General features: G+C 59.4%; 23 protein-coding genes, 2 pseudogenes and 1 CRISPR repeat array. Of the genes and pseudogenes, 18 read left to right on the top strand and 7 right to left on the bottom strand.

Going from position 1 to position 23,487, the window contains the following annotated elements; all coding sequences use genetic code 11:
* The first annotated feature begins 590 nt into the window (after nucleotides 1-590).
* Together IPM54_12420 and IPM54_12415 are read left to right on the top strand one after the other, a co-directional pair.
* Nucleotides 591-728: pseudogene (locus tag IPM54_12420) on the top strand (response regulator transcription factor).
* Between the two features lie 196 nt (nucleotides 729-924).
* Nucleotides 925-1,653 carry an alpha/beta hydrolase gene (locus tag IPM54_12415; protein MBK9260613.1) on the top strand — a complete coding sequence of 243 codons (729 nt, stop codon included), beginning with the start codon at nucleotides 925-927 and terminating at the stop codon, nucleotides 1,651-1,653.
* A gap of 216 nt (nucleotides 1,654-1,869) precedes the next feature.
* Here the strand turns inward: IPM54_12415 and IPM54_12410 are convergent, their stop codons facing one another.
* Nucleotides 1,870-2,028, bottom strand: a complete 159-nt coding sequence (locus tag IPM54_12410; protein MBK9260612.1) for a hypothetical protein — start codon at nucleotides 2,026-2,028, stop codon at nucleotides 1,870-1,872.
* Between the two features lie 636 nt (nucleotides 2,029-2,664).
* On the opposite strand from IPM54_12410, the gene IPM54_12405 reads away from it, so the two are divergent.
* From IPM54_12405 to IPM54_12330, 16 genes are all read left to right on the top strand, one after another.
* Nucleotides 2,665-3,096 (top strand): sigma-70 family RNA polymerase sigma factor, encoded by a 432-nt coding sequence (locus IPM54_12405; protein MBK9260611.1) that lies wholly within the window; start codon nucleotides 2,665-2,667, stop codon nucleotides 3,094-3,096.
* Nucleotides 3,093-4,418 carry a hypothetical protein gene (locus IPM54_12400; protein MBK9260610.1) on the top strand — a complete coding sequence of 442 codons (1,326 nt, stop codon included), beginning with the start codon at nucleotides 3,093-3,095 and terminating at the stop codon, nucleotides 4,416-4,418. Before IPM54_12405 ends, IPM54_12400 begins: the two co-directional genes overlap by 4 nt.
* Nucleotides 4,419-4,755: 337 nt before the next feature.
* Nucleotides 4,756-5,145: a hypothetical protein gene (locus IPM54_12395; protein MBK9260609.1), complete on the top strand. Its 390-nt coding sequence runs from the start codon at nucleotides 4,756-4,758 to the stop codon at nucleotides 5,143-5,145.
* A gap of 667 nt (nucleotides 5,146-5,812) precedes the next feature.
* A CRISPR array of direct repeats spans nucleotides 5,813-6,764; the repeat unit is 37 nt; unit sequence CCCGCAACGGGGTCGCCCGCTCAAAGGGCATTGAAAC.
* 78 nt (nucleotides 6,765-6,842) lie between these two features.
* The gene (locus IPM54_12390) at nucleotides 6,843-8,489 is read left to right on the top strand and encodes a hypothetical protein (GenBank protein MBK9260608.1); all 1,647 of its coding nucleotides are present in this window, start codon (nucleotides 6,843-6,845) and stop codon (nucleotides 8,487-8,489) included.
* Nucleotides 8,490-8,508: 19 nt separating this feature from the next.
* Nucleotides 8,509-9,447, top strand: coding sequence for a hypothetical protein (locus IPM54_12385; protein MBK9260607.1), 939 nt, complete (start codon nucleotides 8,509-8,511; stop codon nucleotides 9,445-9,447).
* A complete protein-coding gene (locus IPM54_12380; GenBank protein ID MBK9260606.1) occupies nucleotides 9,444-9,749 on the top strand; it encodes a hypothetical protein in 306 nt (101 codons plus the stop codon). The genes IPM54_12385 and IPM54_12380 overlap by 4 nt, the downstream gene beginning before the upstream one ends.
* A gap of 2 nt (nucleotides 9,750-9,751) precedes the next feature.
* Nucleotides 9,752-10,363 carry a hypothetical protein gene (locus tag IPM54_12375; protein ID MBK9260605.1) on the top strand — a complete coding sequence of 204 codons (612 nt, stop codon included), beginning with the start codon at nucleotides 9,752-9,754 and terminating at the stop codon, nucleotides 10,361-10,363.
* A 70-nt stretch (nucleotides 10,364-10,433) separates the two neighbouring features.
* Nucleotides 10,434-10,991: a hypothetical protein gene (locus IPM54_12370; protein MBK9260604.1), complete on the top strand. Its 558-nt coding sequence runs from the start codon at nucleotides 10,434-10,436 to the stop codon at nucleotides 10,989-10,991.
* A 76-nt stretch (nucleotides 10,992-11,067) separates the two neighbouring features.
* Nucleotides 11,068-12,114 carry a hypothetical protein gene (locus tag IPM54_12365; GenBank protein MBK9260603.1) on the top strand — a complete coding sequence of 349 codons (1,047 nt, stop codon included), beginning with the start codon at nucleotides 11,068-11,070 and terminating at the stop codon, nucleotides 12,112-12,114.
* 28 nt (nucleotides 12,115-12,142) lie between these two features.
* Nucleotides 12,143-13,039 (top strand): hypothetical protein, encoded by an 897-nt coding sequence (locus tag IPM54_12360; GenBank protein MBK9260602.1) that lies wholly within the window; start codon nucleotides 12,143-12,145, stop codon nucleotides 13,037-13,039.
* Between the two features lie 70 nt (nucleotides 13,040-13,109).
* Nucleotides 13,110-13,424 (top strand): hypothetical protein, encoded by a 315-nt coding sequence (locus IPM54_12355; GenBank protein MBK9260601.1) that lies wholly within the window; start codon nucleotides 13,110-13,112, stop codon nucleotides 13,422-13,424.
* Nucleotides 13,425-13,602: 178 nt separating this feature from the next.
* Nucleotides 13,603-14,781, top strand: coding sequence for a hypothetical protein (locus IPM54_12350; protein ID MBK9260600.1), 1,179 nt, complete (start codon nucleotides 13,603-13,605; stop codon nucleotides 14,779-14,781).
* Between the two features lie 33 nt (nucleotides 14,782-14,814).
* Nucleotides 14,815-15,231: a hypothetical protein gene (locus tag IPM54_12345; protein ID MBK9260599.1), complete on the top strand. Its 417-nt coding sequence runs from the start codon at nucleotides 14,815-14,817 to the stop codon at nucleotides 15,229-15,231.
* On the top strand, nucleotides 15,224-15,709 hold the full coding sequence (locus IPM54_12340; GenBank protein MBK9260598.1) for a hypothetical protein: 486 nt from the start codon (nucleotides 15,224-15,226) through the stop codon (nucleotides 15,707-15,709). The genes IPM54_12345 and IPM54_12340 overlap by 8 nt, the downstream gene beginning before the upstream one ends.
* Before the next feature lie 279 nt (nucleotides 15,710-15,988).
* On the top strand, nucleotides 15,989-16,327 hold the full coding sequence (locus tag IPM54_12335) for a hypothetical protein (GenBank protein ID MBK9260597.1): 339 nt from the start codon (nucleotides 15,989-15,991) through the stop codon (nucleotides 16,325-16,327).
* Nucleotides 16,328-16,403: 76 nt separating this feature from the next.
* Nucleotides 16,404-16,769 carry a hypothetical protein gene (locus IPM54_12330; GenBank protein MBK9260596.1) on the top strand — a complete coding sequence of 122 codons (366 nt, stop codon included), beginning with the start codon at nucleotides 16,404-16,406 and terminating at the stop codon, nucleotides 16,767-16,769.
* Here the strand turns inward: IPM54_12330 and IPM54_12325 are convergent.
* The 6 genes and pseudogenes from IPM54_12325 to IPM54_12300 form a co-directional block, all read right to left on the bottom strand.
* A complete protein-coding gene (locus IPM54_12325; protein ID MBK9260595.1) occupies nucleotides 16,748-16,975 on the bottom strand; it encodes a hypothetical protein in 228 nt (75 codons plus the stop codon). The two genes, IPM54_12330 and IPM54_12325, sit on opposite strands and share 22 nt — an antisense overlap.
* A gap of 11 nt (nucleotides 16,976-16,986) precedes the next feature.
* A complete protein-coding gene (locus IPM54_12320) occupies nucleotides 16,987-18,141 on the bottom strand; it encodes a hypothetical protein (GenBank protein MBK9260594.1) in 1,155 nt (384 codons plus the stop codon).
* Nucleotides 18,142-18,378: 237 nt separating this feature from the next.
* On the bottom strand, nucleotides 18,379-19,644 hold the full coding sequence (locus IPM54_12315; GenBank protein ID MBK9260593.1) for a restriction endonuclease subunit S: 1,266 nt from the start codon (nucleotides 19,642-19,644) through the stop codon (nucleotides 18,379-18,381).
* A pseudogene (locus tag IPM54_12310) lies at nucleotides 19,644-21,136 on the bottom strand (N-6 DNA methylase). Before IPM54_12310 ends, IPM54_12315 begins: the two are co-directional and overlap by 1 nt.
* Before the next feature lie 39 nt (nucleotides 21,137-21,175).
* Nucleotides 21,176-22,546, bottom strand: coding sequence for a hypothetical protein (locus IPM54_12305; GenBank protein MBK9260592.1), 1,371 nt, complete (start codon nucleotides 22,544-22,546; stop codon nucleotides 21,176-21,178).
* A gap of 171 nt (nucleotides 22,547-22,717) precedes the next feature.
* Nucleotides 22,718-22,861 (bottom strand): hypothetical protein, encoded by a 144-nt coding sequence (locus IPM54_12300; protein ID MBK9260591.1) that lies wholly within the window; start codon nucleotides 22,859-22,861, stop codon nucleotides 22,718-22,720.
* Nucleotides 22,862-23,487 lie beyond the last annotated feature (626 nt).

Genomic DNA, 23,487 nt, shown 5'->3' with positions numbered 1-23,487 from the left:
TCGATGGGGCTTCGGGCAGCCCCGGGGTTACCTGAAGGCACGTCGATGGGGCTTGGAGCAGGTCCGGGGCTACACGCAAGGCACGTCGATGGGGCTTGGGGCAGGTCCGGGGTTACCTGAAGGCACGTCGATGGGGCTTGGAGCAGGTCTGGGGTTGGTCGAAGGGCCATTGACGGGGCATGAGCGATGGGTGGGGGTGAGTCGTGAATGCTCAGGGTTTGACCCGCTCCGAGGATGCAGATGCGTAGTCAGTCCTCTCGGCCCCGGGGTGGATTGAAGAGGCTGTCTCAAAACTCGGAACGCGTAGCCTCGCCCAGCCCCGCGCGGGGTTGAAACCCCGCGCTACACGACAAGAAGTCCTCGCGCTACCGCGCTCGGACTGACGTCATGGCTGCATGGCGAGGCCTGCAATCGATGCGAAGTCGTTGAGGATTCTCGATGACGATCCGAAATTCCACAAGGCCAGTCCCGAACGGTAGTGAGGGACTTTTGAATGTGTAGCGCGGGATTTCAATCCCGCGCGGGCGTTCGGTGACACACTACGGCTCGAGTTTTGAGACAGCCTCTTCAATGCACCCCGTGGCCGCGAGAAGACGGCCGCGCAGCTCACGATAAGTCCGAAGACCGTCGAATCTCATCGGGTGCGCATATACCAGAAGCTGGGCTGCAAGAGCGCCGTCGAGTTGACGCTCATCGCCGTTCGAAAGGGGCTGGTCAAACCGTCGTAACCTCGATCATTCCATCGTTGATGCCCAGCATTCGTCCCCAAATCTGCCTTGCGCCTGTCACACAATCATCGCCCCGCACGATGACCAGCCGATGATACGTTGGATCGTCATGATAGCGCTCGTGGCTGGGTGTGACGCAAACCGGAAAGAGCCCTCGCGGCGCGAAACCTCGCCCCACCCAATCACCTCGACCACAATGGCACCCGCTCCCCCGGTTCCATCTGCGAGCGCTCCGTCCGCGAGCGCTCCGTCCGCGAGCGCCCCCGTCGCGGCTGTACCTGCCATCGAGCCTGGTCCTGCGGTTGTCGAACGATTCGAAGTCCCGGGCGATCGCCCCGCGTCGATCGTGAAGAGCGCCGACGGACGACCTCCGCGACTCGTCTTTTTCCCTGGGATTTGTTCGAATGGCGGGGCGTATCTTTATGGATTCGCCGAAGCCGCGCGTGCTCATGGCGGCGCCATTGCCATTGATGGCGACCGCCCGTGCGGAAACTTGCGCGACTTTTCCAGCATCACGTCGGACCCGGACCATGAAGAGCCGCGTTTTTACGCGGCGCTCCGTGCGGCTGGCGTCGCGGATCCCCAAAACCATGAAGTCATTCTCGTGGGGTATTCGCTTGGGGCGACCCTCATTGAAAACCTCGTCAAAAAAAGCCCCGAGCGTTATCCACGCGTCATTCTCATCGGCTCACCGCGCGACCCGCGCCTCGATCGCTTGCAGGGCGCCCGCGCCGTCGTCACGATGTCATGCTCGCAGGACGTCCCTGGCCGCATGAAAGGCGCCTCGAAACGGCTCACCGCTGCGGGCATTGCGTCGATGTACCTCGAAATGCCCCGCTGCACCCACGGCCACATCGAGGACGGCGACCGCGTCTTTGGCGAGGCGTTTTCGTGGCTCGATGGCATTGCGCGTGATCATCGCTGAACCGTGCAGGTTATCCGAAACTTATTGGTTTTTCTTCGGGCGCCCAATTGTACACGCACTGTCGGACATAGGTGGGGTCTCCGGTCGGTTCCTTCTGATGGATTGCCGTCCAGGGTGAGCAGAAGGGGTAACCATTCGTCGTGCATGCAAACGCGGCCGCGGTGGGGGCCTCTACCCATGCGGGGCCGAGTCACCCCCACCGCGCGCGTTTACAGTTCACTTCTTCGGGGGGTTGTTGTCGCGACCGCCGCCGGATGGATTGCCCGTCGTGCTCGGCCCGCCCGCTTTGCCTCCGCCACCTCCTTGTTGGGCGGCTCCTCCACTGCTGGAACCGCCGCTGCTGCCGCCTTTGCCATCATTGTTTCCTGCGCTCATGAGATTCTCCTTTTCGGGTTTTGCTTTGGATCAAGCTACAAGCCAAGCTCGGTGTGTGGGCTCATTGCAGCTTGCGCGCCAAAGGTCGAAATGCTGGAACTTGGCTGGAATCGAGCGATGCGATGGGGGGGTCGAGGTGATCGCGATCAGGTGGGCGCGTGGTGGAGGTGATCGCGACCAGACGGTCGTCGTTGTCTCGCACAGCGCCAGAATCGCTCGTACCTATTGCAGTTCTAGGTCGTCGTACACGCTCGGATGGCGCGATCCCATTGGGACTGGAGCGTTCGCGAACGACCAAGTTGCGGGAGCCCATCGGGGTTGGGCATCGGTGGTCGTGCTTGACGTGCGGGATCCCATTGGGGCTGGAGCGTTCGTGCACGACCAAGTTGCGGGAGCCCATCGGGGTTGGGCATCGGTGGTCGTGCTTGAAGTGCGGGATCCCATTGGGGGAGGGACTTCCGTGCAGGCGCGCGGGCTGCAAGCGCAATGGGGGTGGGCGCTCCGAGCGGGTTCGGAGTCGAAAAAGCATGCGCGAAGTGCCCGCCATCAACGCGTCTTGCGCATCGCGCGTCGCCAATTCCGAACCAAACGTGCGTTCCCCCAAAGGCACGAGCACAAACCCGTCGACACGAATCGATGCAGCGCCGACGCGAGTGCGACGAGCCTTCCGACGACACGTGTGCTGAAGGACTCGGCACGTCGGAACCAATGAAGGACTTTCTGGCCCTCGAACTGTTGCAAAAGGCGCGTTTGCAGCTCGATCCGGAAGACGAAGCGCTGCTCGAGGCGCACTACGTCGATGAGAAGACCATCCAGCAGATCGCCAACGAACGGAACCTGCCCTGGTCGACGGCCAAATCGCGCCTCGACCGCGTGCTGCGCCTGCTTCGCGTCGCCATGCAATCGATCGTCGTCGCCATCGCCGCGCTCGTCACGAAAAACGCTCGTGCTCAAGGTGCTCGTTTGGCACGGCACGTGTCGCATCTACTTCCGCATGCGACACAAGCGGCGTGCATGCTCAAAATTTCCTTTTCGACTCGCGCGGCCGAGGCTAGCATCGCCCCATGACGAAGCTCAGCCATGCGCGCGTGGCCCTGTCGCCCGCGTTATCCGCGCTCCTCGCGCTGAGCGGATGCGCGACCAAAACGATGGATGCGCCGATGGCGCCAGCGCAACCTCCAAAGGCCGCAGCGGAGACGAAGGTGACGACGCTCGCGCCGACCGCTTCCGACGAAATCCCGAGCGCGCGGCGGCCTGTCAAGGCGCGCGAGCGTGCGCTCATGGCGACGACACAATTAGAACCCTGCATCTTCAGCGGTAGCCTGCGCACCGTGGCGCTGCTTTATGCGCAAGCTGCCGGAGGGCAGGCCATTGCGCAGCTCGACGAGCGTGGGGCGGTGCAGATCGATCGTCTCGAGCTACCGAGCACCCCCGACGGGCGGGCAAGAGTGGTTGTGGGCTACCCGATCCACATGGAGGCGTACATTGACGAAAACGAACACGTCGTGCAGATCGACGAGCGTGTCGATGTCGTCCCGGGGCACGTTTGGCTCGACCCGGGGAGGGTCGTGCACGCCTCTTTCCTATTCGGCGACACTGCGAGGATCTCATTGAGGTTCCTCGACGGAACGATGCCGCCGTCCCTTGTTACGTGGTTTTCGTGCGCTGATCTCTCCTTCCGGCAAGGGACTTATTTCAACGGACCAACTCCTATGGGCGATACCGTCGATCTCCGAGCTGAGCGCATTTCGATCCACGAATCGGCAGGCGGACGTGAAATCGCTGCGATCCAGGGGCCCACGCTCGACCGCACTGTGTGGCTCGTCGAAAAGAAGCCAGGGTGGCTCCATGTCGAGGGTTATGGTGAATTTCATTTCAGGGGATGGATCCGCGCGAAGGGCGCATTTTTCCCGCCCCCGGAATGGGGTTTCATTGGCCTCCTCTCGGGCCCGGACGTCACGCATCAGGTGACCCGGCCCATTCCCCTTCGTATCGAGGCGACCGATGCCGCGCCGGTGATCGCGAATGCGGCAACGGGCGCCGAGATTTTCATTGCTCCAGGACCTCCAGGCTATCGCGTGATTCAAATCGGCGGGGGCGTCGATGCGCCGGATGGCACTTCATTCTTTGCGCGCGAGGCCGATCTAATGGGAGCGGTTCAGCTCGCGGAGGGCGTCGAGCCGGGAGAGCCCGAATCCGCGGATCCGCCAAAAGAAAATGCGTCAGTGCCTTCCGCGCCAATGCCCCTCCTGCACCTATCCTTCCGCTATCGATTGAGAAGAACTGGGATCTTGCCGCGGTGCCCGTTCACGCGTCGCTCGAAGAAGGAGCGCGGCGCATTCAAAAGGGCGATTGGGCTGGTGCAGCTCAATTCTTGTCGATTGCCGTGAAGGCGCTCCCCAATGGCGATTTCGAGGCGCGCATGATAGGCCATGCGCTTCTTGGCCGGGCCTGCGACCGCAAGGGTGACGATACGTGCGCCGGGACTGCATATACAAAAGTCCTGGAAATCGCAAAGAGCGCGGCCGCGAAAATAGACGCAATCGTTGCGTTGGGCGGGGATACCGAGACGAAGCTGAAGGCGCGCTTGCTGCCCGCCCAAGGCGAAGCGCTTTTTTACAAGGCCGAGCAAACACGGAAGGCGGCCGACGCCATTCAGTATCCCATCTATCGCGGAACTGGCGATAAAGACGATGTGCTCGAGCATATCCAGACCGAGGTCATGGAATGGATCAAAAGAAGCGGCCCATGGTGGAAGCGTCGGACCAAGCTTATGCCGAGATCCTCGAGCTGCAGCCGGCGCCGCCGCCTGCATGGGCTGTCCTCGCAGCGGGGCGGGCTGGCGACATCTGGTCGGCGTTCGTTTACGAGTTCCAAAGCTTGGCGCCAATACCTTCGGAATGGAACGGGACGGGGACGGTGCCGGGCACGGATCTCTCGTATGAGGAGCTTCGGACGGAGTTCAGGAAAAAGCTCATCGAGGCGACCGAACCGCAGCGGAAGCAGGCCGTGGCGGCGTATAGATCATGCCGCGACAACGCGAAGAAGCACGGGGTCTTGGCCGCGGAAGGGAAGCGGTGCGAGGGGCGGCTCGTCGCAATGGGCGCGACGCCGTGATTGCGTCCCATATGGATTGAGTAAGAATCGCTTTGACGACGTCGATGGCGGTGCGCCGTCCGCGCGTGAAGAATGCACCAGGACCAGCACCTCGCCAACGGAAACGCGTCCGCGTCGATTCGGTGCATGGGGGGTGGGGTACGCGCTTTCGACGTTTCGAGAGGGTGCACTCGGGGGTGGGGTGCAGGGGTTCGACATTTCGGGAAGGCGCATCAGGGGGTGGGGTGCACGGGTTCGACGTTTCGAGAAGGCGCATCAGGGGGTGGGGTGCAGGGTTTCGAGATGTTCGAGCGGTGCATCCGGGGGCCTGATGCGCGAATCGACACCGGGTAGACGCGTTTGGGGGTGCCGGTTGGCGTGTGGGTGGAGGCGGGTGATGAATTTTCTTTACAGGGAGGAAGTTGTGGGCGAGAGTGGGAGTGGGCGGTAGGGAGCCGTCCGAGTTGGTCTGTGAAAAGCTGGAAAGGCTAACCGCGTCCGGGCCACAAAACCCGGGGGGGTTAGCGCTTGGTGTCAACCTTGCGAGATTGCAGGGGAAAGGCACGAAAGGTCACCTGTTGCGGGGTGGTGATCGGAGTTGTTGAGCTCGCTGTAGGGGTGAGGTCAGCGATTCCAGATTTGGGGAGCTTACAAACAAGGCAGTTGCGAGGGGTCCCGAGGGGGGTCACCCGCAACGGGGTCGCCCGCTCAAAGGGCATTGAAACAGCTATAATAATAAAAACTATACAATAGAAAGGGGGAACCCCGCAACGGGGTCGCCCGCTCAAAGGGCATTGAAACGCGACGTTGGCCTCGACGGGCGCGACGGCAAATCCCAAGGCCCGCAACGGGGTCGCCCGCTCAAAGGGCATTGAAACAGTTGTGTAGTGATCCAAGCGAAATGAGGTCGCATGAAGCACCCCGCAACGGGGTCGCCCGCTCAAAGGGCATTGAAACAGGTTTTGCAGGACTTGGAATCGTGTCGAACGATTGCGTCCCGCAACGGGGTCGCCCGCTCAAAGGGCATTGAAACAAAAACGTTACCACCTTCTGCTTGAAGGTAATTCAGCCCGCAACGGGGTCGCCCGCTCAAAGGGCATTGAAACAAAAACGCATGCAGTGCTGTCGCACTGCAGTTCGACGCCCCGCAACGGGGTCGCCCGCTCAAAGGGCATTGAAACGCTGACGAGAACGAGGGCGAGAGCGGCGCATTGATCGTCCCGCAACGGGGTCGCCCGCTCAAAGGGCATTGAAACAAGGACAATCCGCGGCCAACGGCTCCTCATCACACCACTTTCCCGCAACGGGGTCGCCCGCTCAAAGGGCATTGAAACAGTAACACCCGTTGTACGGGTGGTAGTTTATTTTGTGCCCGCAACGGGGTCGCCCGCTCAAAGGGCATTGAAACAAATAGAGATAGTGCCCCGGCTTTCGCGGAACCACCACCTTCCCGCAACGGGGTCGCCCGCTCAAAGGGCATTGAAACGCGGCGATGGCGGCGATGGCGGCGATGGCGAATTTCATGGTCCCGCAACGGGGTCGCCCGCTCAAAGGGCATTGAAACAATGCGATCGAGGCCTCGTACCGAGACCCCTTGAAATTCCCCGCAACGGGGTCGCCCGCTCAAAGGGCATTGAAACGTTTCCCGGCCGGCAACGCCTCGACGACTGCGCGATGAATGCCTTGACTCGCTTGACGCATGCTGTTGTGCTCGCGGTATGCCGAAGCACTACTTGCCACCGTTCTTGCAATTCGTGTGCGCATTGCTGCTGCTATGCAGCGCCGGTTGCCTCACAATGGCGGACCTCCAATGGAGCAATCCCCGCGCGGAGGTCGTGCATATCTGCGACAAACCGCTCGATGTCCCTCATAACGTGAATCTATGGGCGTGGAACAGCGCGACGGGACAGCTCGTCACGGGCGACGATCCCGCTGAATTGAGGTTTTTTGCGCACCGTGCGGATGTGTTCTTTGAATACGACCCCGATGCGCCCCGATCGAGCGCCTCGAGAATGCCGCCGGAGTACGGTTTGACCTGCGCGAAACCGGTGCGGTTCTTGGCGGATCCTGCGGAATTTTTTCGCGGGATCGAGCCACCTGAGGTCACGGTCGCCGAGGAGTCGGTTGGTCGTGGCGATCCGCGTTTTTTCGCTGCACCGGCGCAAGGGAAAAAGCCTGGCAAGAGGAAGGATCCTCCACGCGTGCACGTGTGCGTACGTCCGTCGTGGGTCAAGGCCGATGTCGACGAATGGGCCATGGTCGGTGATGTCAAAGAAAATCGGCTGACGGGCAACGCAAGGGAATTTGCCGAGGCGGCTGCCAACGCGGACGCCGTTTTCGTTTACGATGCGACTGCACCTCCAGAGTCCGTGTACTGGTTCGTCACGGACCCGAAGAAGCTGAGTTGTCCGAATAAACCGCGGATGACATACGACCAGGCCGTGCGTTCGCAAACGCTGAAGATGATGGCCCATGCGACCTCGACGATGGCGCCAACGACAGCGGCTCCCAAGATTGGCAACGGGCAAACGGCATCGACGAACAACGGGCAAACGACATCAACGTCGACGAACGCGGCAAATCCCAAGAAAGGCGACGGTCAAACCACGTCGACATCGAGCGCGGATGGCAACGGGCGGCCGCTGAATTTTTTGGAGGTGCTCGCGCGCAACCTGGCGATCGCCGGCGCGTTGGCCTCGGGCGACACGTCGGGCTCGCTGAAGGATCCGAACGGTTCGCGCTACGGGATCCCGTCCGGGAAAAACGCTGGCGGGCCGGATTTGTTGCTCCTTCAAGCGGCCGCGGGTACGTTCGCGATCATCGGGATCCCGTTCAAGTCGGGCAAGGCGTTCATCGAAAGGCTCATCACGGCGCGCAGCGAAAAGAAGGTGGCGGTCATCTTGGACCCGAAGGTTTTGTCAAAGGAGATCGCGGAAGAGCTGGCAAAAGAACCTACAAAAGCCCAACTGGACAAGGCCCTGAAAGGGGAGATTGTCGAGTCGTACGGCATGGCCATGGCGATGTCGCTTCGGGACGCTGGAACGATCCTGCCGTACTCGCGGGCGCAGATCTTCACGGCGGGGTGGGAAGCCAAGTACCAGGCACATCACATCTACGAAGTCAAGTGGATGGAGATATTTGACAAGCAGGCCATCGCTGATGCTCCGGCTGTCATCCTCTCGAAGACGGAGCATGAGGTGATCACGAACAACCTACGGAGGGCAAAAAACGCGCTCATGGATACAGTCAAGAAAAGGGGCAAAGAGGAAATGCCACACAAAGCCGAGGTGTGGGCGATGTACCAAGAAGTCTACAAAGATTATCCCAACTGGCTCAAGGCCATCGAGGGATATTTCAAAAAATGACGAGCGACGGAGGATAGCGATGAAGCAGGTCATCAGCATGAGGATCCGCGCCCATGATCTCCCCGAAGGAGCGACTGGGTTATTTGAAGCCACAGGGTGCAAACTGCGCGTGACGGATATCGAGGATTTTACGGTTCTGAACGTGCACCAGGTGATTGTTTGGCTCAAATTCGATGCCGAAGACCCGTTAGTCATGAAAGTTCGCGAATACCTGAAAAAACACGGAGTCGAACCATGGGGCGGTGAGTACACCGAATACTCCGACGAAGACCGTCAAAACGCGCGGCTTTTGTGGATGAGACCGGCCAACGACGTCGAAATTTGCGCCGGCTTCAATTATGGTACCGAATACGACCTCACGAACGCATGCCCAAATTGTCATGCGGGCGCGAAGCAAACATCGGTGCTCTACGTGGACAACGACGAGATCGCGACGATTCGAAAGCACCGTGCCGTTCAGGCGTGGACCCGCGAGGTTCTCGTCGATGGGGGCATGCGCAAGAAGCTGGTCGACGCAGGCATCACCGGAATCAGCTTTGGCGATGTTCGAGCGCGCCACGAAAACGGGAAATGGAGCATGGTGGCGCGCGACCAAATCCTCATCGAACACTCGATGCCTCCCATGCGCGGGGAGCTTTCGGCAAAGGATGAGGAGTATCTCTGCAAAGTTTGTCGGCGGGGAGGTCGCATGTCGTCCCCGGACAAGCCCTACCGTGAAGAGGATCTGGTTGGTATGAAAGACTTCAACCTGACCTGGGAATGGTTCGGCGAGTTTTGGGCCGAAGACAAGGAAAAGCGACGCTCAGAAAAAGCGCCCGAATCCAAGCGTCCTCGTCACGCCCAAAGTCATGAACATATTCCGCGACGCTGGCGTGAAATCACTCGACTGGACGCCGGTGGCCATCGAGCAATGAAACCACGCCAGCACAACCTGCAATCAACCAGGGCAATCAGATGAAAACAACGGTCACGGTAACCATATCGTTCGAGGTCGGGAAAGCTCACGAAAAGGCAGAAGAAATCCTAGGTTCGATAGGCTGTACGCAAGAGGAAGTCCATGCCATCGCGGGCATCCACCTTTTCGACACGACCACGAACGAAATGTATCCGGGTCTCTTCGTCGACGTCACGTTCAACGAAGGCGACGAGCGAATCCCGAAATTGTGCGAGCTGCTCGCGACGCATGGGATCCTTGCCGATGTCTCGACGAAGAAATCCGTCGAATACTCGAAGAAGACCTCCAAACGGCCCGCCTGTTGAAGATGTCGGCCGGTAGCGATTACCTGCAATCCATCGATTCGGAGCTCGGCACGAAATACGACCTGAAACATGCCTGTCCGCATTGCGGAACGGGCGCCAAGCAAGTCTGGTATGAACGCGTAAAACGCAAGGACTTACCAAGACTGCGGAAACATCGCGCCATCATGACGCGCAATGACCACATCCTCGTCGATGAAGCCATGCGCAAAATGCTGGAAAGCGCAGGGATCACCGGCATTTCATTCGCCGAAGTGCACGCGCGTGACGACATCGGGGACTGGAACCCCATCGACCGAGACCAAATCCTCATCGAATCCACACTGCCCCCGATGCGAGGGGAACTTACAGCGGACGAGGCACAGGGCCTCTGCAAAGTTTGTCGGCGCGGCGGTCATCCCTTCTGCTCGAGCAAGCGCCATCATGAAGAAGACCTGATCGGCATGAAGGATTTTAATTTGACCTGGGAATGGTTTGGTTACTACAGCTTCGACGGCAACGCGCGCAGATCCAAATTTTCGAGTCCGCACATCCTCGTCACACCCAAAGTCATGAACCTTTTCCGCGAAGCCCGCGTGAAAACGTTCGAATGGACGCCGGTGAGCATCGAGGGCTGACGACGGCCTGGACCAGCACCTCGCCAACGAATGCCTTGACCCGCCTGACGCATGCTGTTGTGCTCGCCGTATGCCGAAGCACCACCTGCCACCGTTCTTGCAATTCATGTGCGCATTGCTGCTGCTATGCAGCGCCGGTTGCCTCACAATGGGCGACCTCCAATGGAGCAATCCCCGCGCGGACGTCGTGCATATTTGCGACAAACCGCTCGATGTCCCCGAGGACGTGAATCTGTGGGCATTCAATTCGGAGACGGGACAGCTCGTCACGGGCGAGGATCCCGCTGAATTGAGGTGGTTTGCGCACCGTGCGGATGTGTTTTTCGAATACGACCCCGACGCACCCCGATCGAGCATATCGAGAATGCCGCCGGAGTACGGTTTGACCTGCGCGAAACCGGTGCGGTTCTTGGCGGATCCAGCGGAGTTTTTTCACGGGATCGAGCCACCTGAGGTCACGGTCGCCGAGGAGTCGGGTGGTCGTGGCGATCCGCGGTTCTTCGCGGCACCGGCGCAAGGCAGCAAGCCCCGCAAGAAGACGGCGCCCCCGCGCGTGCACGTATGCGTGCGTCAGCCGGGGGTTTCGAACAAGGTCGGTCAGTGGGCACTTCTGGGGAGACAAGGATAAAAGACATTATTCCCGCGCGAACAAGAATCGGCTTTCGCGCAAGAAGCCGCAAACGCTGACATCATCTTCGTCTTCGATGCAAGTGCGCCTCCAGAGTCTGTGTACTATTTCGGCAAAAACACAAGATTGCGCTGTCCGAAGAAACCGGCCCCTGCCGTACGACCGGGTCGCGGGTACGGGAAACCTGGCCGAGGTCACTGCGGCCAGGGAAGCGGCGCAGGGCGACTCCAAGCAAGGCAACGGCCAAACGACGTCGACGGGCACGGGCAACGGCCAAACGACGTCGACGACTGCGGCAAACCCGGCAAGTCCCAAGAAAGGCGACGGGCAAACCACGTCGACATCGGGCCCGGACGGCAACGGGCCGCCACTGAACTTCTTGCAAGTGCTCTCGCGCAACTTGGCAATCGCCGGCGCGTTGGCCTCGGGCGACACATCGGGTTCGCTCGAGGATCCGAACGGCTCGCGGTACGGGATCCCGTCCGGGAAAAACGCTGGCGGGCCGGATTTGTTGCTCCTTCAAGCGGCCGCGGGTACGTTCGCGGTCATCGGGATCCCGTTCAAGTCGGGTAAGGAGTTCATCGAGACGGTCACGAGGGCGCTCAGCCAAAAGAAAGTAGCCGGCATCTTGGATCCGAAGGTCTTGTCAAGGGAAATCGCGGAGCAGTTGGCGCACGAGCCCGAGCAAGCCGTAATAGACAAAGCCATCGCGGCGCTGAAGCAGGGCAACACGAAGCCCTTCGAAGCCCTCGAGTCATTTGGCAAAGCCATGGCGCCATCGCTTCGGGATGCGGCTGTGATTCTGCCGTATTCGCGGGCCAAGATCTTCACGAGGGGATGGGAAGGGAAGTTCCAGGCGCATCATGTTCTGGAGGTGGACGTGGCGGAAGATGTCTTCGGCATGGGGAAGCAAGCGATCGATGATATCCCTGCGATCATTCTATCCAAGGAGCAGCATGAGTTGATTACGGGGCGCTTGACGAAGGCGCATAACGAGCTGCTGGATACCCTCAAGAAGACGGAGAAAAAATTAGAGCCCGCTGACGTGTGGCAAATGTACCAAAAGGTCTACAAGGATTATCCCTCTTGGCTTACGGCCATCGAGGGATACTTCAAGAAATGACGGCTTCTCGTGACGAGGGCGGAGATCAATGAAAACGAAAATATCTATTAAATTTCGGGCAGAAAACATTCCCGGCGAAGCAGACGCGATTCTGATCCCCACGGCCTGCGGGCCGGACGTTGCGGAAGTATTGGCTGGCTCCATCATGAACATACGCAACGTCTCCGTGTACATCGACCTCGACGAAAGTGACGAACGCGTTCCCAAGGTATTCGCGTTACTGCAACAACACGGCGTCGAAGTCGATACGTACACGTACATCGAATACTCCAACGAAGACCGCCAAAATGCGCGGTTGCTCCTGATGCGTCCAGATAATTTCAAGGACAGCCTTGGCCCGGCCTTACTATACGGTACCAAGTACGACATGTCCGAAGCATGCGCGAACTGCGGCACAGGTGCACGACAAGCCTCGGTGCTCTACGTCGACGGCGACAAGCTGAGTCGGATCCGAAAACATCGCGCCATCGGTAGCTTCGATGGGGTGATCATCGTCGACGGCGGCATGGTCAAGAAGCTCAAAGACGCCGGCGTCACCGGAATCTCGTTTGGCGACGTTCGAGCGCGATTGAGAAACGACAAATGGACCAGCGTGGCCCGCGACCAAATCCTCATCGAACATACGATGCCCCCTATGCGCGGGGAGCTTACAGCAAAGGATGAGGAGTATCTTTGCAAGGTTTGTCGGCGGGGAGGTCGCATGAATTTCCCCAAGCAGCCCTACCGCGAAGAGGATCTGGTCGGGATGCAGGACTTCAACCTGACGTGGGAATGGTTTGGCGAGTTTTGGCCCGAAAACAAGGAAAAAGGATTTGGCGAGAAGCGTCCGTCGCCCTACGTCCTCGTCACGCCCAAAGTCATGAACATCTTCCGCGAAGCCCGCGTGAAAACGTTCGAATGGACGCCGGTGACCATCGAGCGGTGACGACGGCCTGGACCAGCACCTCGCCAACGAATGCCTTGACCCGCCTGACGCATGTTGTTGTGCTCGCCGTATGCCGAAGCACCACCTGCCACCGTTCTTGCAATTCGTGTGCGCATTGCTGCTGCTATGCGGCGCCGGTTGCCTCACAATGGGCGACCTCCAATGGAGCAATCCCCGCGCGGACGTCGTGCATATTTGCGACAAACCGCTCGATGTCCCCGAGGACGTGAATCTGTGGGCATTCAATTCGGAGACGGGACAGCTCGTCACGGGCGAGGATCCCGCTGAATTGAGGTGGTTTGCGCACCGTGCGGATGTGTTTTTGAATACGACCCCGACGCACCCCGATCGAGCATATCGAGAATGCCGCCGGAGTACGGTTTGACCTGCGCGAAACCGGTGCGGTTCTTGGCGGATCCAGCGGAGTTTTTCACGGGATCGAGCCACCTGAGGTCACGGTCGCCGAGGAGTCGGGTGGTCGTGGCGATCCGCGGTTCTTCGCGGCACCGGCGCAAGGCAGCAAGCCCCGCAAGAAGACGGCGCCCCCGCGCGTGCACGTATGCGTGCGTCAGCCGGGGGTTTCGAACAAGGTCGGTCAGTGGGCAAATTTCTGGGGAGACAAGGATAAAAAGACATTATTCCCGCGCGAACAAGAATCGGCTTTCGCGCAAGAAGCCGCAAACGCTGACATCATCTTCGTCTTCGATGCAAGTGCGCCTCCAGAGTCTGTGTACTATTTCGGCAAAAACACAAGATTGCGCTGTCCGAAGAAACCGGCCCCCAAGCCGTACGACCGGGTCGCGGGTACGGGAAACCTGGCCGAGGTCACTGCGGCCAGGGAAGCGGCGCAGGGCGACTCCAAGCAAGGCAACGGCCAAACGACGTCGACGGGCACGGGCAACGGCCAAACGACGTCGACGACTGCGGCAAACCCGGCAAGTCCCAAGAAAGGCGACGGGCAAACCACGTCGACATCGGGCCCGGACGGCAACGGGCCGCCACTGAACTTCTTGCAAGTGCTCTCGCGCAACTTGGCCATCGCCGGCGCGTTGGCCTCGGGCGACACATCGGGTTCGCTGAAGGATCCGAACGGCTCGCGGTACGGGATACCGTCCGGGAAAAACGCTGGCGGGCCGGATTTGTTGCTCCTTCAGGCGGCCGCGGGTACGTTCGCGGTCATCGGGATCCCGTTCAAGTCGGGTAAGGAGTTCATCGACACGGTCACGAGGGCGCTCAGCCAGAAGAAAGTAGCCGGCATCTTGGATCCGAAGGTCTTGTCAAGGGAAATCGCGGAGCAGTTGGCGCACGAGCCCGAGCAAGCCGTAATAGACAAAGCCATCGCGGCGCTGAAGCAGGGCAACACGAAGCCCTTCGAAGCCCTCGAGTCATTTGGCAAAGCCATGGCGCCATCGCTTCGGGATGCGGCTGTGATTCTGCCGTATTCGCGGGCCAAGATCTTCACGAGGGGATGGGAAGGGAAGTTCCAGGCGCATCATATCCTGGAAGTTGACATGGGGGACAAGGTCTTCAAACTGGGGAAAGCGATCGACGATGTCCCGGCCATCGTCCTCTCGGAAGCGGAGCACAAGGCGGTTACGAAGGCGCTGGAGGAAGCTCGAGCAACGGTCCTGGCAGGAACCGGCAAAAAGTACCCGGACCAGCAACAGTTGTGGGCGATCTACCAAAAGGTGTACGCTCCATACCCCTCATGGCTCAAGGCGATTGAGTCTTACTTCCCATGACTCGGACGGTACGTTGCAGAACACGGAAAAGCCATGAAGAAGAAAATCCAGATCAGTTTCGATGCCGAACGCCTTCCGGGCGATGCCTCGGCGATCCTTGGTCCTGCAGGTTGCGGCGCGGAAGTTGCGAACATACATGACTACACGGTCCTGAATTATCGGCGCGTTACCGTACGGCTTGAACTGGATGACAGAGACCCTCGTATCGCCAAGGTGATCGCGCTGCTCCAGCATTACGGCGAGCAGTTCGACATGTGCTCGTTCATCGAATACTCCGAGGAAGACCGCCAAAGTGCGCGACTATTGTTGATGTCGGCGGATATCAAGAATAGCTTTCACGTGTCCCTGCGAGGCGGTACCAAGTATGATATGAGCGCAGCGTGCGCCAACTGCGGCGCGGGAGCGGTACAAACCATCGGTACTGTACGTCGATGGCGACTATTTGAGTAGGATCCGGAAGCATCGGGCGATCGGTAGCTGGCAGGGCCACATCCTCGTCGACGGCGGCATGGTCAAGAAGCTGAAAGACGCCCGCATCACGGGAATCTCGTTTGGCGACGTTCGGGCACGATTGAAAAACGACAAATGGACCAGCGTGGCCCGCGACCAAATCCTCATCGAACACACGATGCCACCCACGCGCGGGGAGCTCACGGCGGAAGACGAGCAGTATCTTTGCAAGGTTTGTCGGCGGGGAGGGCGCATGATTTTCCCCAAGCAGGCCTACCGCGAAGAGGATCTGGTCGGCATGCAAGACTTCAACCTGACGTGGGAATGGTTTGGCGAGTTTTGGCCCGAAAACAAGGAAAAAGGATTTGGCGAGAAGCGTCCGTCGCCCTACGTCCTCGTCACGCCCAAAGTGATGAACATTTTCCGCGAAGCCGGCGTGAAAACGTTCGAATGGACGCCGGTGACCATCGAGCGGTGACGACGGCCTGGACCAGCACCTCGCAACGAATGCCTTGACCCGCCAGACGCATGCTGTTGTCCTCGCCGTATGCCGAAGCACCACCTGCCACCGTTCTTGCAATTCATGTGCGCATTGCTGCTGCTATGCAGCGCCGGTTGCCCTCACAATGGGCGACCTCCAATGGAGCAATCCCCGCGCGGACGTCGTGCATATTTGCGACAAACCGCTCGATGTCCCGAGGGCGTGAATCTATGGGCGTAATACGACCCCGACGCACCCCGATCGAGCATATCGAGAATGCCGCCGGAGTACGGTTTGACCTGCGCGAAACCCGTGCGGTTCTTGGCGGATGCAGCGGAGTTTTTTCACGGGATCGAGCTACGTGACGTCACGGTTGCCGAGCAATCGGTTGGTCGTGGCGATCCGCGGTTCTTCGCGGCACCGGCGCAAGGCAAAAAGAAGGAGCCGGTACGCGTGCACGTGTGCGTGCGCCCTCCACAGGTTCCCAAGCCTTATATCGACGCCCAGGGGCGTCTCGTACAGGTCACCGAATGGGCGTACATTTTGGACGACAAAAGAAAAAAGCAGTGGACACCCAGCAAATCTGAATACACTCGAGGCGTCGAGACCGGGTGACACGTCGGGTTCGCTCGAGGATCCGAACGGCTCGCGCTTCGGGATACCGCCAGGGAAAAACGCTGGTGGGCCGGATTTGTTACTCCTTCAGGCGGCCGCGGGTACGTTCGCGATCATCGGGATCCCGTTCAAGTCGGGTAAGGAGTTCATCGAGACGGTCACGAGGGCGCTCAGCCAGAAGAAAGTAGCCGGCATCTTGGATCCGAAGGTCTTGTCAAGGGAAATCGCGGAAGAGCTGCCAAAAGATCCTACAAAAGCCCAACTGGACAAGGCACTGCAGGGGGAGATTGTCGAGTCGTACGGCATGGCCATGGCGATGTCGCTTCGGGACGCTGGAACGATCCTGCCGTACTCGCGGGCGCAAATCTTCACAGCGGGGTGGGAAGCCACGGCTCTCGATGACGCTCGGGCGCGGCGTTACTACTTGCGCGCAATCAGTTGAAGATCCGGATCTGGTTCTTCGAAATGGATCAGTCCGTATTTCGGAAAATCAATCATCACGCCTTTTTTTAGATAGCCCCATTGAGCTTCCGAATGTTCGTCGCTGTATTCGCCAGTATCGATTGAACAGAGGACGACACCTCCGTCATCCTGACCGAGTTTGACTCTATCACCTAACTTGACTTCTTGTCCGTCGGGGTATTTCATTCAGTCCTCACTCAACCCCCAGGGTTCGCGAACGGTTCTATCGGGATAGCATCGATTGACAAGTCCGCAGGCGATACAGCGCCTATCGGCTGCCAGAAGCATCTGCATGGCAGCGGTGAGGTACTCGGCGCTTGGTTCGCTCTGTAGATGTTGTAATGTGGTCCTATGACGCCATGTTGGGGCTTGGCCGGTGTATCCAAAGGCCGATAGCTCATCGTGCCAACCGGCACGATTCGACCGCTGACAGTTTTGCATGGCGGACAACTTTCTCGCGTCTGGCCAAGTGGCAACGGCGGGGCCGTCGTCGTCGTGGTGGGTTTGGCGGTCGGAGTGGCAGCAGCAGCAGCGGCGCCCACAGTGGCGCCGGCCGCGGTGGTGGCCTGAGCTTGCTGGGCGGCAAGGATCTCCTCGGTTTTCAGAATACCCACATGGATGAGCCCGATTACCAAAATTCCCACTGCCACCGCATCCGCTGGGCCGGGGACGGGGGAGTCCGCTTGCGACGTCACGCCCGCGGCGAACGCATATCTCGTGAATACCTTGATCAACTGGTCTGCAGCTACCGCGGTGCCGTCGGCAATGAGCACTTTGCGGGCTGGCGTTTGAGCTTGATCAATACGTACCGTTTTTACCCAGCCCGCGTCCTCCGCGCGATTGATGATTTCCTCGTATCCAATCGCCTCCATCGCCTCATGGCCAAGCTTGGCCATGGTCGGCTTGTCGCCGTCGATGGGTTTCCAATCGGGCCTTACGAGGACCTCTGTATAGCAGGTGGTCGGGTCATCAGCAGGACCAGCGCCGCAGCTAAAGATCACCGCGGCGACGAGCATGCAGACCGCGGTCGCGCAGGGCATGCGGAGCAAGCCAGCACGAGCGATGAGCCGATAGAGGAAAGGGTTCACCAAGCCATTCCAACATTGCATGGGCCAGATCGTCAAGGGCTGAGATGCGACGACTGCACCCCACGCCCAAAGCTCGGTCGGCATTTGCAATGCCGGAGTCGCGGCTCGGGCGTCGGTGAACTCGTTCCGGCGTGCGGGGCTGACGGCTCGGACGACCGCAGGCAAGTCAGGAGATGCGCGAACCTCGGCGGCACCCTCGATGCCGCCTCCGCAGCTCGCGTTGAGCCTCCACGTCGCCGAGGAGCCCTCCGCCGCGTTGCGCATGACCATCTTGGCCGCCCAGGAGGGCTTCGCAGTTCCGCTGAAGCTGCACTCGGCAGCCCAGGAGCGCTTCGCAGTTCCGCTGAAGCTGGACTTGGGGGCCGAGGTGGCCTCGAGCAGTCGTACGAAGGGCGTCTGGGCGGCCGAGGAGGCCTCGAGCAGGCGTACGAAGGGCGTCTGGCGGGCCAGGTGGCCTCGAGCAGGCGTACGAAGGGCGTCTGGGCGGCCGAGGTGGCGTTTTCACTCGCCGCCGAGGGCATCGAACATGTCGAGCTGCTTCTTCTTGGAAGCGCTGGGCGCGGTGAGCTCGCCACGAAAGGCTCGGTCGACGAGGGAGGAGAAGAGGTGGTCTGATACGACGAGCCCACAGTCATTGTCTTGAGCTAGCTTGCGAGTCTTCGCAGTAAACATTGCAAAGCGACGCTGCACGTCGAGCGGGGGAAGTCGTACCGTAAGCGCTCTGATGATTCCGAGGTTCAAGCCGCTCATTATCGCACCTCTGTTTGCCTGTTCGATTTGCGCAACGACGCCGGGATGTTCATGCAAAGCTTGCGCAATGAATTCTGGCTCTACCAAGTCACGATTAAGTGACAGCGTCGCGAGGTGCTTCGACGTAATGGCCGTCGGAATATCTTCGGGTACGACCGCAGACCGGCCTGTCGTTCCCATAATGGTCACGATTACGTCGTTTGGTCGCACCGTGTACCGTTTTAGCGATTCGTACTTTTGGGGCGTAATATAACGACGTTCACCCCAAGTAAACCGATTTTTGACCGCGTTGTCAATCCCGAGTACAGCAATACCGCTATCCACGAATTCAGAATGTCGAAGATCGCTCCCGAAAGGTCCGGTTCTCATCGCGTTCGGAATGGACGCTGCGAGTTGCTCGAGCCGATACTCCGGCCACTCGTTGTAGCCTGGCGCTCGTGGCCCAACCATCTCCAAAAACGCCGAGCGCAGCAGATCCTCGGTCAGCGTGATCGCCTCCTTGCGCTTGCGACGAATGGCGTCGGCCTTGTCGAGGATGTCGGCAATGCGGCGTTGTTCGGGGAGGGGAGGGAGGGGAATGGGTAATTCCTCGAAGATATGCGATGGCAGCCGTTTCGTGCCGTGTGAGGACTCTTCGGCTTGCGATAAGACCATCGGCTCGAGCCACATCAGGCACCGTGTGAGATAACGCGAATCGACATCTGCTGAAGGGACGATTGCCTTGACATCTTGATTGAATGTGGCAGGCACGGTCGTAACGCCTACGCGAAATTCCTTCGCGAGACTCATGCCGCGAACAACGAAGAGCACAGTGCCAGGCGGAATCAAATTCGTCCCGTTTTGCGCGCCCAGCTCCGTCACGTTGAGTTCCGCTTCAGATAACTCGAAACTCCTGATTTCCTTTGAGCTGAACCACGGAAGCGATCCACCCCAAAAGTCGGGATTACTCTTGCTCGGCGTGCCGCCGGAAAGCAAACGACCGCATTGTGCAAGCGGTCGCGAAGGCCAACGCTTCATTAAAGCATCCCCTCCAATTCCCCCAAATCCTTCGCGATCTCCTTCTCCAGCGCACGCAACCGCTTCAATATCTCTTTCGGCGGATCGTACTTCACCTCCTCGTGCACCGCCTCCTTGTACCGATTGATCGACAAATCAAAATTCTTCTCCCGTATCTCCCCAACCGGCACCATGAAATGCTTCGCCGTGCGATCCTTGTCCTGCTCGCATCGCTTCCTCCACCGCCTCGAGCGCCGCAGGCAAATCATTGTCTTTCACCGGGTCACGCTTGTCGTCCAGCGAATACCCATCCGCCTCCACGTCGTAAAAGAAGACGTGATCCGTTTTCCCACCCTTCGTAAACACCAAGATCGCCGTCGATACCCCCGCGTACGGCTTGAACACACCCGACGGCAACGATATCACCGCCTCGAGCTGATTGTCTTCCACCAGCAATTGCCGCAAGGCCACGTGCCCCTTCGACGAACCAAACAAAACACCATCCGGCACGATCGTCGCGCTCCGACCGCCTTCTTCAACATGCGCGGATCAGCGCCACGAACAAAAGCTCCGTCTTCTTCGTCTTCACCTTCTGCGTGAGCGTCGGATGCACGTCCTCCGCATCCAGGCTCCCTTGAACGGAGGATTCGCCAGAATCACATCGAAATGGTCCCGCGCTTGCTTCGCGAACTTCTCCGGAAATGAATTGGACAGCGTGTCCTGATAATGAATGTCCGGATTGTCCACCCCGTGCAGCATCAAGTTCATCGATGCGATGCGCAACATCGTGCTGTCGAAATCGAATCCGTGGAACATGTCGTTCTGAATGTGCTGCCGATACGGCTCGAGCTTGTCGCCCGTGTACACCTTCTCGCCGCCCTCACCCTTCAATATCCCCGCCGGTGACGAATACGTTTCCAGCAAATATTGCATCACACCCACGAGAAACCCCGCCGTGCCGCACGCAGGATCGCCTATCGTCTCCGTGGGCTTCGGTTCGAGCATGTCCACCATGAAGCGAATGATGTGCCGCGGCGTGCGAAATTGCCCATTGATGCCCGCCGTCGTCAGCTTGCTCAAGAGGTATTCGTAAAGATCGCCCTTCGAATCGCCCTCGGTAATGGGCAGCGCGTCGATCTTGTTCACGGCCGATACCAAAAGATTCGGCTTTTGAATCAAGAGCTGCGCATCGGCCATGTATTCGCCGAACGTGGTGCCGCCATTGAGCTCGCGAAAGTGTTTGAACACCTTCTCGTTGACGGTGGACAACATGTCTTCGGCTTTTTCTGGCGAAGTTTTTCCAGCGCCGAGGGTCGTCCTGGGCCGTCGAACGTGCGCTTGAACGGTTTTTTCGTGCGCTCGGCTTGCTTTTCTTGCGGGTTTCGGCCACATCGAGCAGCCGGGAGAACATCAAAAAGAAATCTGTTCGATGACGGTGAGCGGGTTCGTGATCCCACCGGTCCAGAATTCTTCCCAAAGTGTCGATGTCGCTGCGGAGTTTTCCGGTGATCATGATGCCTGTAGCGCCGGCGGCGGGTTGCTCGGTGGCGCCCTACGTACCTCGAACGCCGCCAAGATGCCAAGTACTTCCGTCGACTTGCTGTGCTTCCGTGAAGACGCCGTAGATGCTCTCGGCGTGAATGCTGGTGAAGGGCGGCTGTTCGAGTCGTCCGATGTCGATGCCGCAATTTGGAGCGATGTGGTTTTTCAGGACCTGCAAAGAGAAACGAAGCTGCTGCGCCGACATGTGCGGATACTTGTGCACGAAATCCGTGAACGCCGCGTCCACGGCGTCGGCATCGAGCCCCACGAGGCCCCGCAGGACATCGAGCAGCGATTGCTTTTGATCGGGCTGCACCAATCGTTTCACGTTGGCTTTGTCGTCCACGCGCAAAACGAGCGCGGCGAGCGTCTCGAGCTCGTCGTCGGGGACGCGTTTTCCCGCGCGAATGCGCTGGAGAACGGGATCGGTCGCGAAATGCTCGCGAATGACCTTTTCGACGCGCTGGCGATATTCGATCAAATCCAAACCTTCGAGCTTCGTCGTGTAATCGACGCCGGCGGTATCGCCATCGGTGACGTCGTACACGCGCGGCGCGACGCGCGTCGTGCGCGTGGGCGCCTGAAACTTCATGATGCCGCGCGGATCCAGGCGAATCTCCGAGCTCGGGGACCGTGACGTGCTTCCAAAATTCTTTGCTCTCGACGGCCAAAATGGAAGCGGCTTTGGCTTTGACGGGATTTGGTTTTTCATGAGCCGCGCGACTTCGGCTTCCACGGCCGCCTTCAAATCGATCTTCCCGGCGATTGCTTCAGGACGGCTTTTCGAGGTGCGGACGAGTACATCGAATCGGTAGGCGTCTTCTTCGCCGCGAATGTCGCGCCACATCATGAGCGGCCCGGCGATCGAGCGCAAATCGGCCTTCACGGCCGCATCGAATGGCGCAAGGCGATCACGATCCGAGAGCAGCTCGAGGGCTTTGAGGTTGTCGCGCACGTCGATGGCTTTCGAGGCAATGACGTCGCGAATGTCCGCCGCGAGCAAATCGACGGTCGCTTGAAAGACGGGATCGTTCATTTTCTCGATCGCGGCCTCCGCGACGGCCACTCGAGCTTCGAAGAGGCGCTGCAGGAGCGACTTTTGCGCGCTTTCTTGCTTTTCCTTGTAGACCTCCTCGAAGAACCAAAAATTGCGCCCTCGTGATCTAATATCAAAATTCGGTTTTATCCTTGTCGGGACCGGGAAGATATCCCGGCACAAGCGTGTGCCTCGACCAACTATTTGCCAGAACTTGACGAATGACTTGACGGCCTTGGTAAAGACGAGGTTGATGACTTCGGGGACGTTGATGCCGGTATCGAGCATGTCGACGGAAATGGCGATGACGGGCTCGCGGTCTTTTTGCTTGAAGTCGTCGATCAATTGATCGGCATAGGCGACTTGGTTGTCGATGACGCGGCAGAACGTCCTGCCGAGCTTGGGGTAAATTTTCTGAAGATCTTGAACAAACGTGCAAGGCGTGCAGGTGACTTCGCGAAGACTAAGGTTTTGGCCGATGCGGCGATCCGGTGGCGTCGCGGATGCCTCCGTTCATCAAGCTGCGCCAAACGTTGCGGGTCGTGTCTTGTTGAAGACGTCGCGATCGAGGTCGTTGGGATCGTAATCGACGGCGGCGGCGTTTTCGTCTTGGTCTTCGAGCTGTTCGCGCTGATCGGCGGTCTTTTGCGAATACTTCAAGCCTTCTTTGCGGAATCCTTTGATTGAAACTCGCGCACGCGGAAGGGCACCAAGTAGGGGGGCGTCGATTCGATGCCTTTTTGTGTAGCCGTAGTTCGGCCGTCGGAACGTTGTGCTCGCATTGGAAGAGCTTGTAGGTGTCGTTGATTGATGAACTTGACTGGCGTCGCGGTGGGGGCCTACTTGAGGGCGTCGAAACAGAGGAAGAGCCCGCGGAGATCGCGGGCAAATGTTGCGGTGGGATCCGTCGGCGATGATCAGGTCGGAGGAGCCGATATCGAAGCTGCGTAAGCATTTCACCACGGCGGGATAGGTGGCCAAGTGATGCGCTTGTCGCGGGCGGAGGGACGCTTCGCCGTCGATGACGACGCGGGGTTCGCCGGGTGGAAGCGCTTGAAGGTGTTGTCGGCTTGTTTGCGCACCCGCGGCGATCGCACAAGAAGAGAATGCGTTTGGCCCTGCCGCGCAGAGTAGCCCGCACAAGAAAGTTGGTGACGCGGGTTTTCCTTGGTAGCCGGTGGCTTGCACCAAGAGGGCGCGGCGGAAGCCGTTTTCAAGTGCCCGCCGGACGCGTCGGATGGCTTCGAGTCGGTACATTCGTCCGGCGATGGTCAACTTGGGCGGGA

It is taken from the genome of Polyangiaceae bacterium (assembly GCA_016715885.1).
Taxonomy (GTDB): Bacteria; Myxococcota_A; Polyangia; order Polyangiales; family Polyangiaceae; genus Polyangium.
The sequence above is the reverse complement of the archived record's forward strand: the minus strand, read 5'-3'. Positions and strand labels throughout refer to the sequence as shown.

What these genes read in the sequence shown, in the direction of transcription:
- IPM54_12415 (MBK9260613.1), top strand. Translation starts at nt 925, where the DNA reads ATGGCACCCGCTCCCCCGGTTCCATCTGCGAGCGCTCCGTCCGCGAGC.
- IPM54_12410 (MBK9260612.1), bottom strand. Translation starts at nt 2,028, where the DNA reads ATGAGCGCAGGAAACAATGATGGCAAAGGCGGCAGCAGCGGCGGTTCC.
- IPM54_12405 (MBK9260611.1), top strand. Translation starts at nt 2,665, where the DNA reads ATGCAGCGCCGACGCGAGTGCGACGAGCCTTCCGACGACACGTGTGCT.
- IPM54_12400 (MBK9260610.1), top strand. Translation starts at nt 3,093, where the DNA reads ATGACGAAGCTCAGCCATGCGCGCGTGGCCCTGTCGCCCGCGTTATCC.
- IPM54_12395 (MBK9260609.1), top strand. Translation starts at nt 4,756, where the DNA reads ATGGATCAAAAGAAGCGGCCCATGGTGGAAGCGTCGGACCAAGCTTAT.
- IPM54_12390 (MBK9260608.1), top strand. Translation starts at nt 6,843, where the DNA reads ATGCCGAAGCACTACTTGCCACCGTTCTTGCAATTCGTGTGCGCATTG.
- IPM54_12385 (MBK9260607.1), top strand. Translation starts at nt 8,509, where the DNA reads ATGAAGCAGGTCATCAGCATGAGGATCCGCGCCCATGATCTCCCCGAA.
- IPM54_12380 (MBK9260606.1), top strand. Translation starts at nt 9,444, where the DNA reads ATGAAAACAACGGTCACGGTAACCATATCGTTCGAGGTCGGGAAAGCT.
- IPM54_12375 (MBK9260605.1), top strand. Translation starts at nt 9,752, where the DNA reads ATGTCGGCCGGTAGCGATTACCTGCAATCCATCGATTCGGAGCTCGGC.
- IPM54_12370 (MBK9260604.1), top strand. Translation starts at nt 10,434, where the DNA reads ATGCCGAAGCACCACCTGCCACCGTTCTTGCAATTCATGTGCGCATTG.
- IPM54_12365 (MBK9260603.1), top strand. Translation starts at nt 11,068, where the DNA reads ATGCAAGTGCGCCTCCAGAGTCTGTGTACTATTTCGGCAAAAACACAA.
- IPM54_12360 (MBK9260602.1), top strand. Translation starts at nt 12,143, where the DNA reads ATGAAAACGAAAATATCTATTAAATTTCGGGCAGAAAACATTCCCGGC.
- IPM54_12355 (MBK9260601.1), top strand. Translation starts at nt 13,110, where the DNA reads ATGCCGAAGCACCACCTGCCACCGTTCTTGCAATTCGTGTGCGCATTG.
- IPM54_12345 (MBK9260599.1), top strand. Translation starts at nt 14,815, where the DNA reads ATGAAGAAGAAAATCCAGATCAGTTTCGATGCCGAACGCCTTCCGGGC.
- IPM54_12335 (MBK9260597.1), top strand. Translation starts at nt 15,989, where the DNA reads ATGCCGCCGGAGTACGGTTTGACCTGCGCGAAACCCGTGCGGTTCTTG.
- IPM54_12325 (MBK9260595.1), bottom strand. Translation starts at nt 16,975, where the DNA reads ATGAAATACCCCGACGGACAAGAAGTCAAGTTAGGTGATAGAGTCAAA.
- IPM54_12320 (MBK9260594.1), bottom strand. Translation starts at nt 18,141, where the DNA reads ATGCGCAACGCGGCGGAGGGCTCCTCGGCGACGTGGAGGCTCAACGCG.
- IPM54_12315 (MBK9260593.1), bottom strand. Translation starts at nt 19,644, where the DNA reads ATGAAGCGTTGGCCTTCGCGACCGCTTGCACAATGCGGTCGTTTGCTT.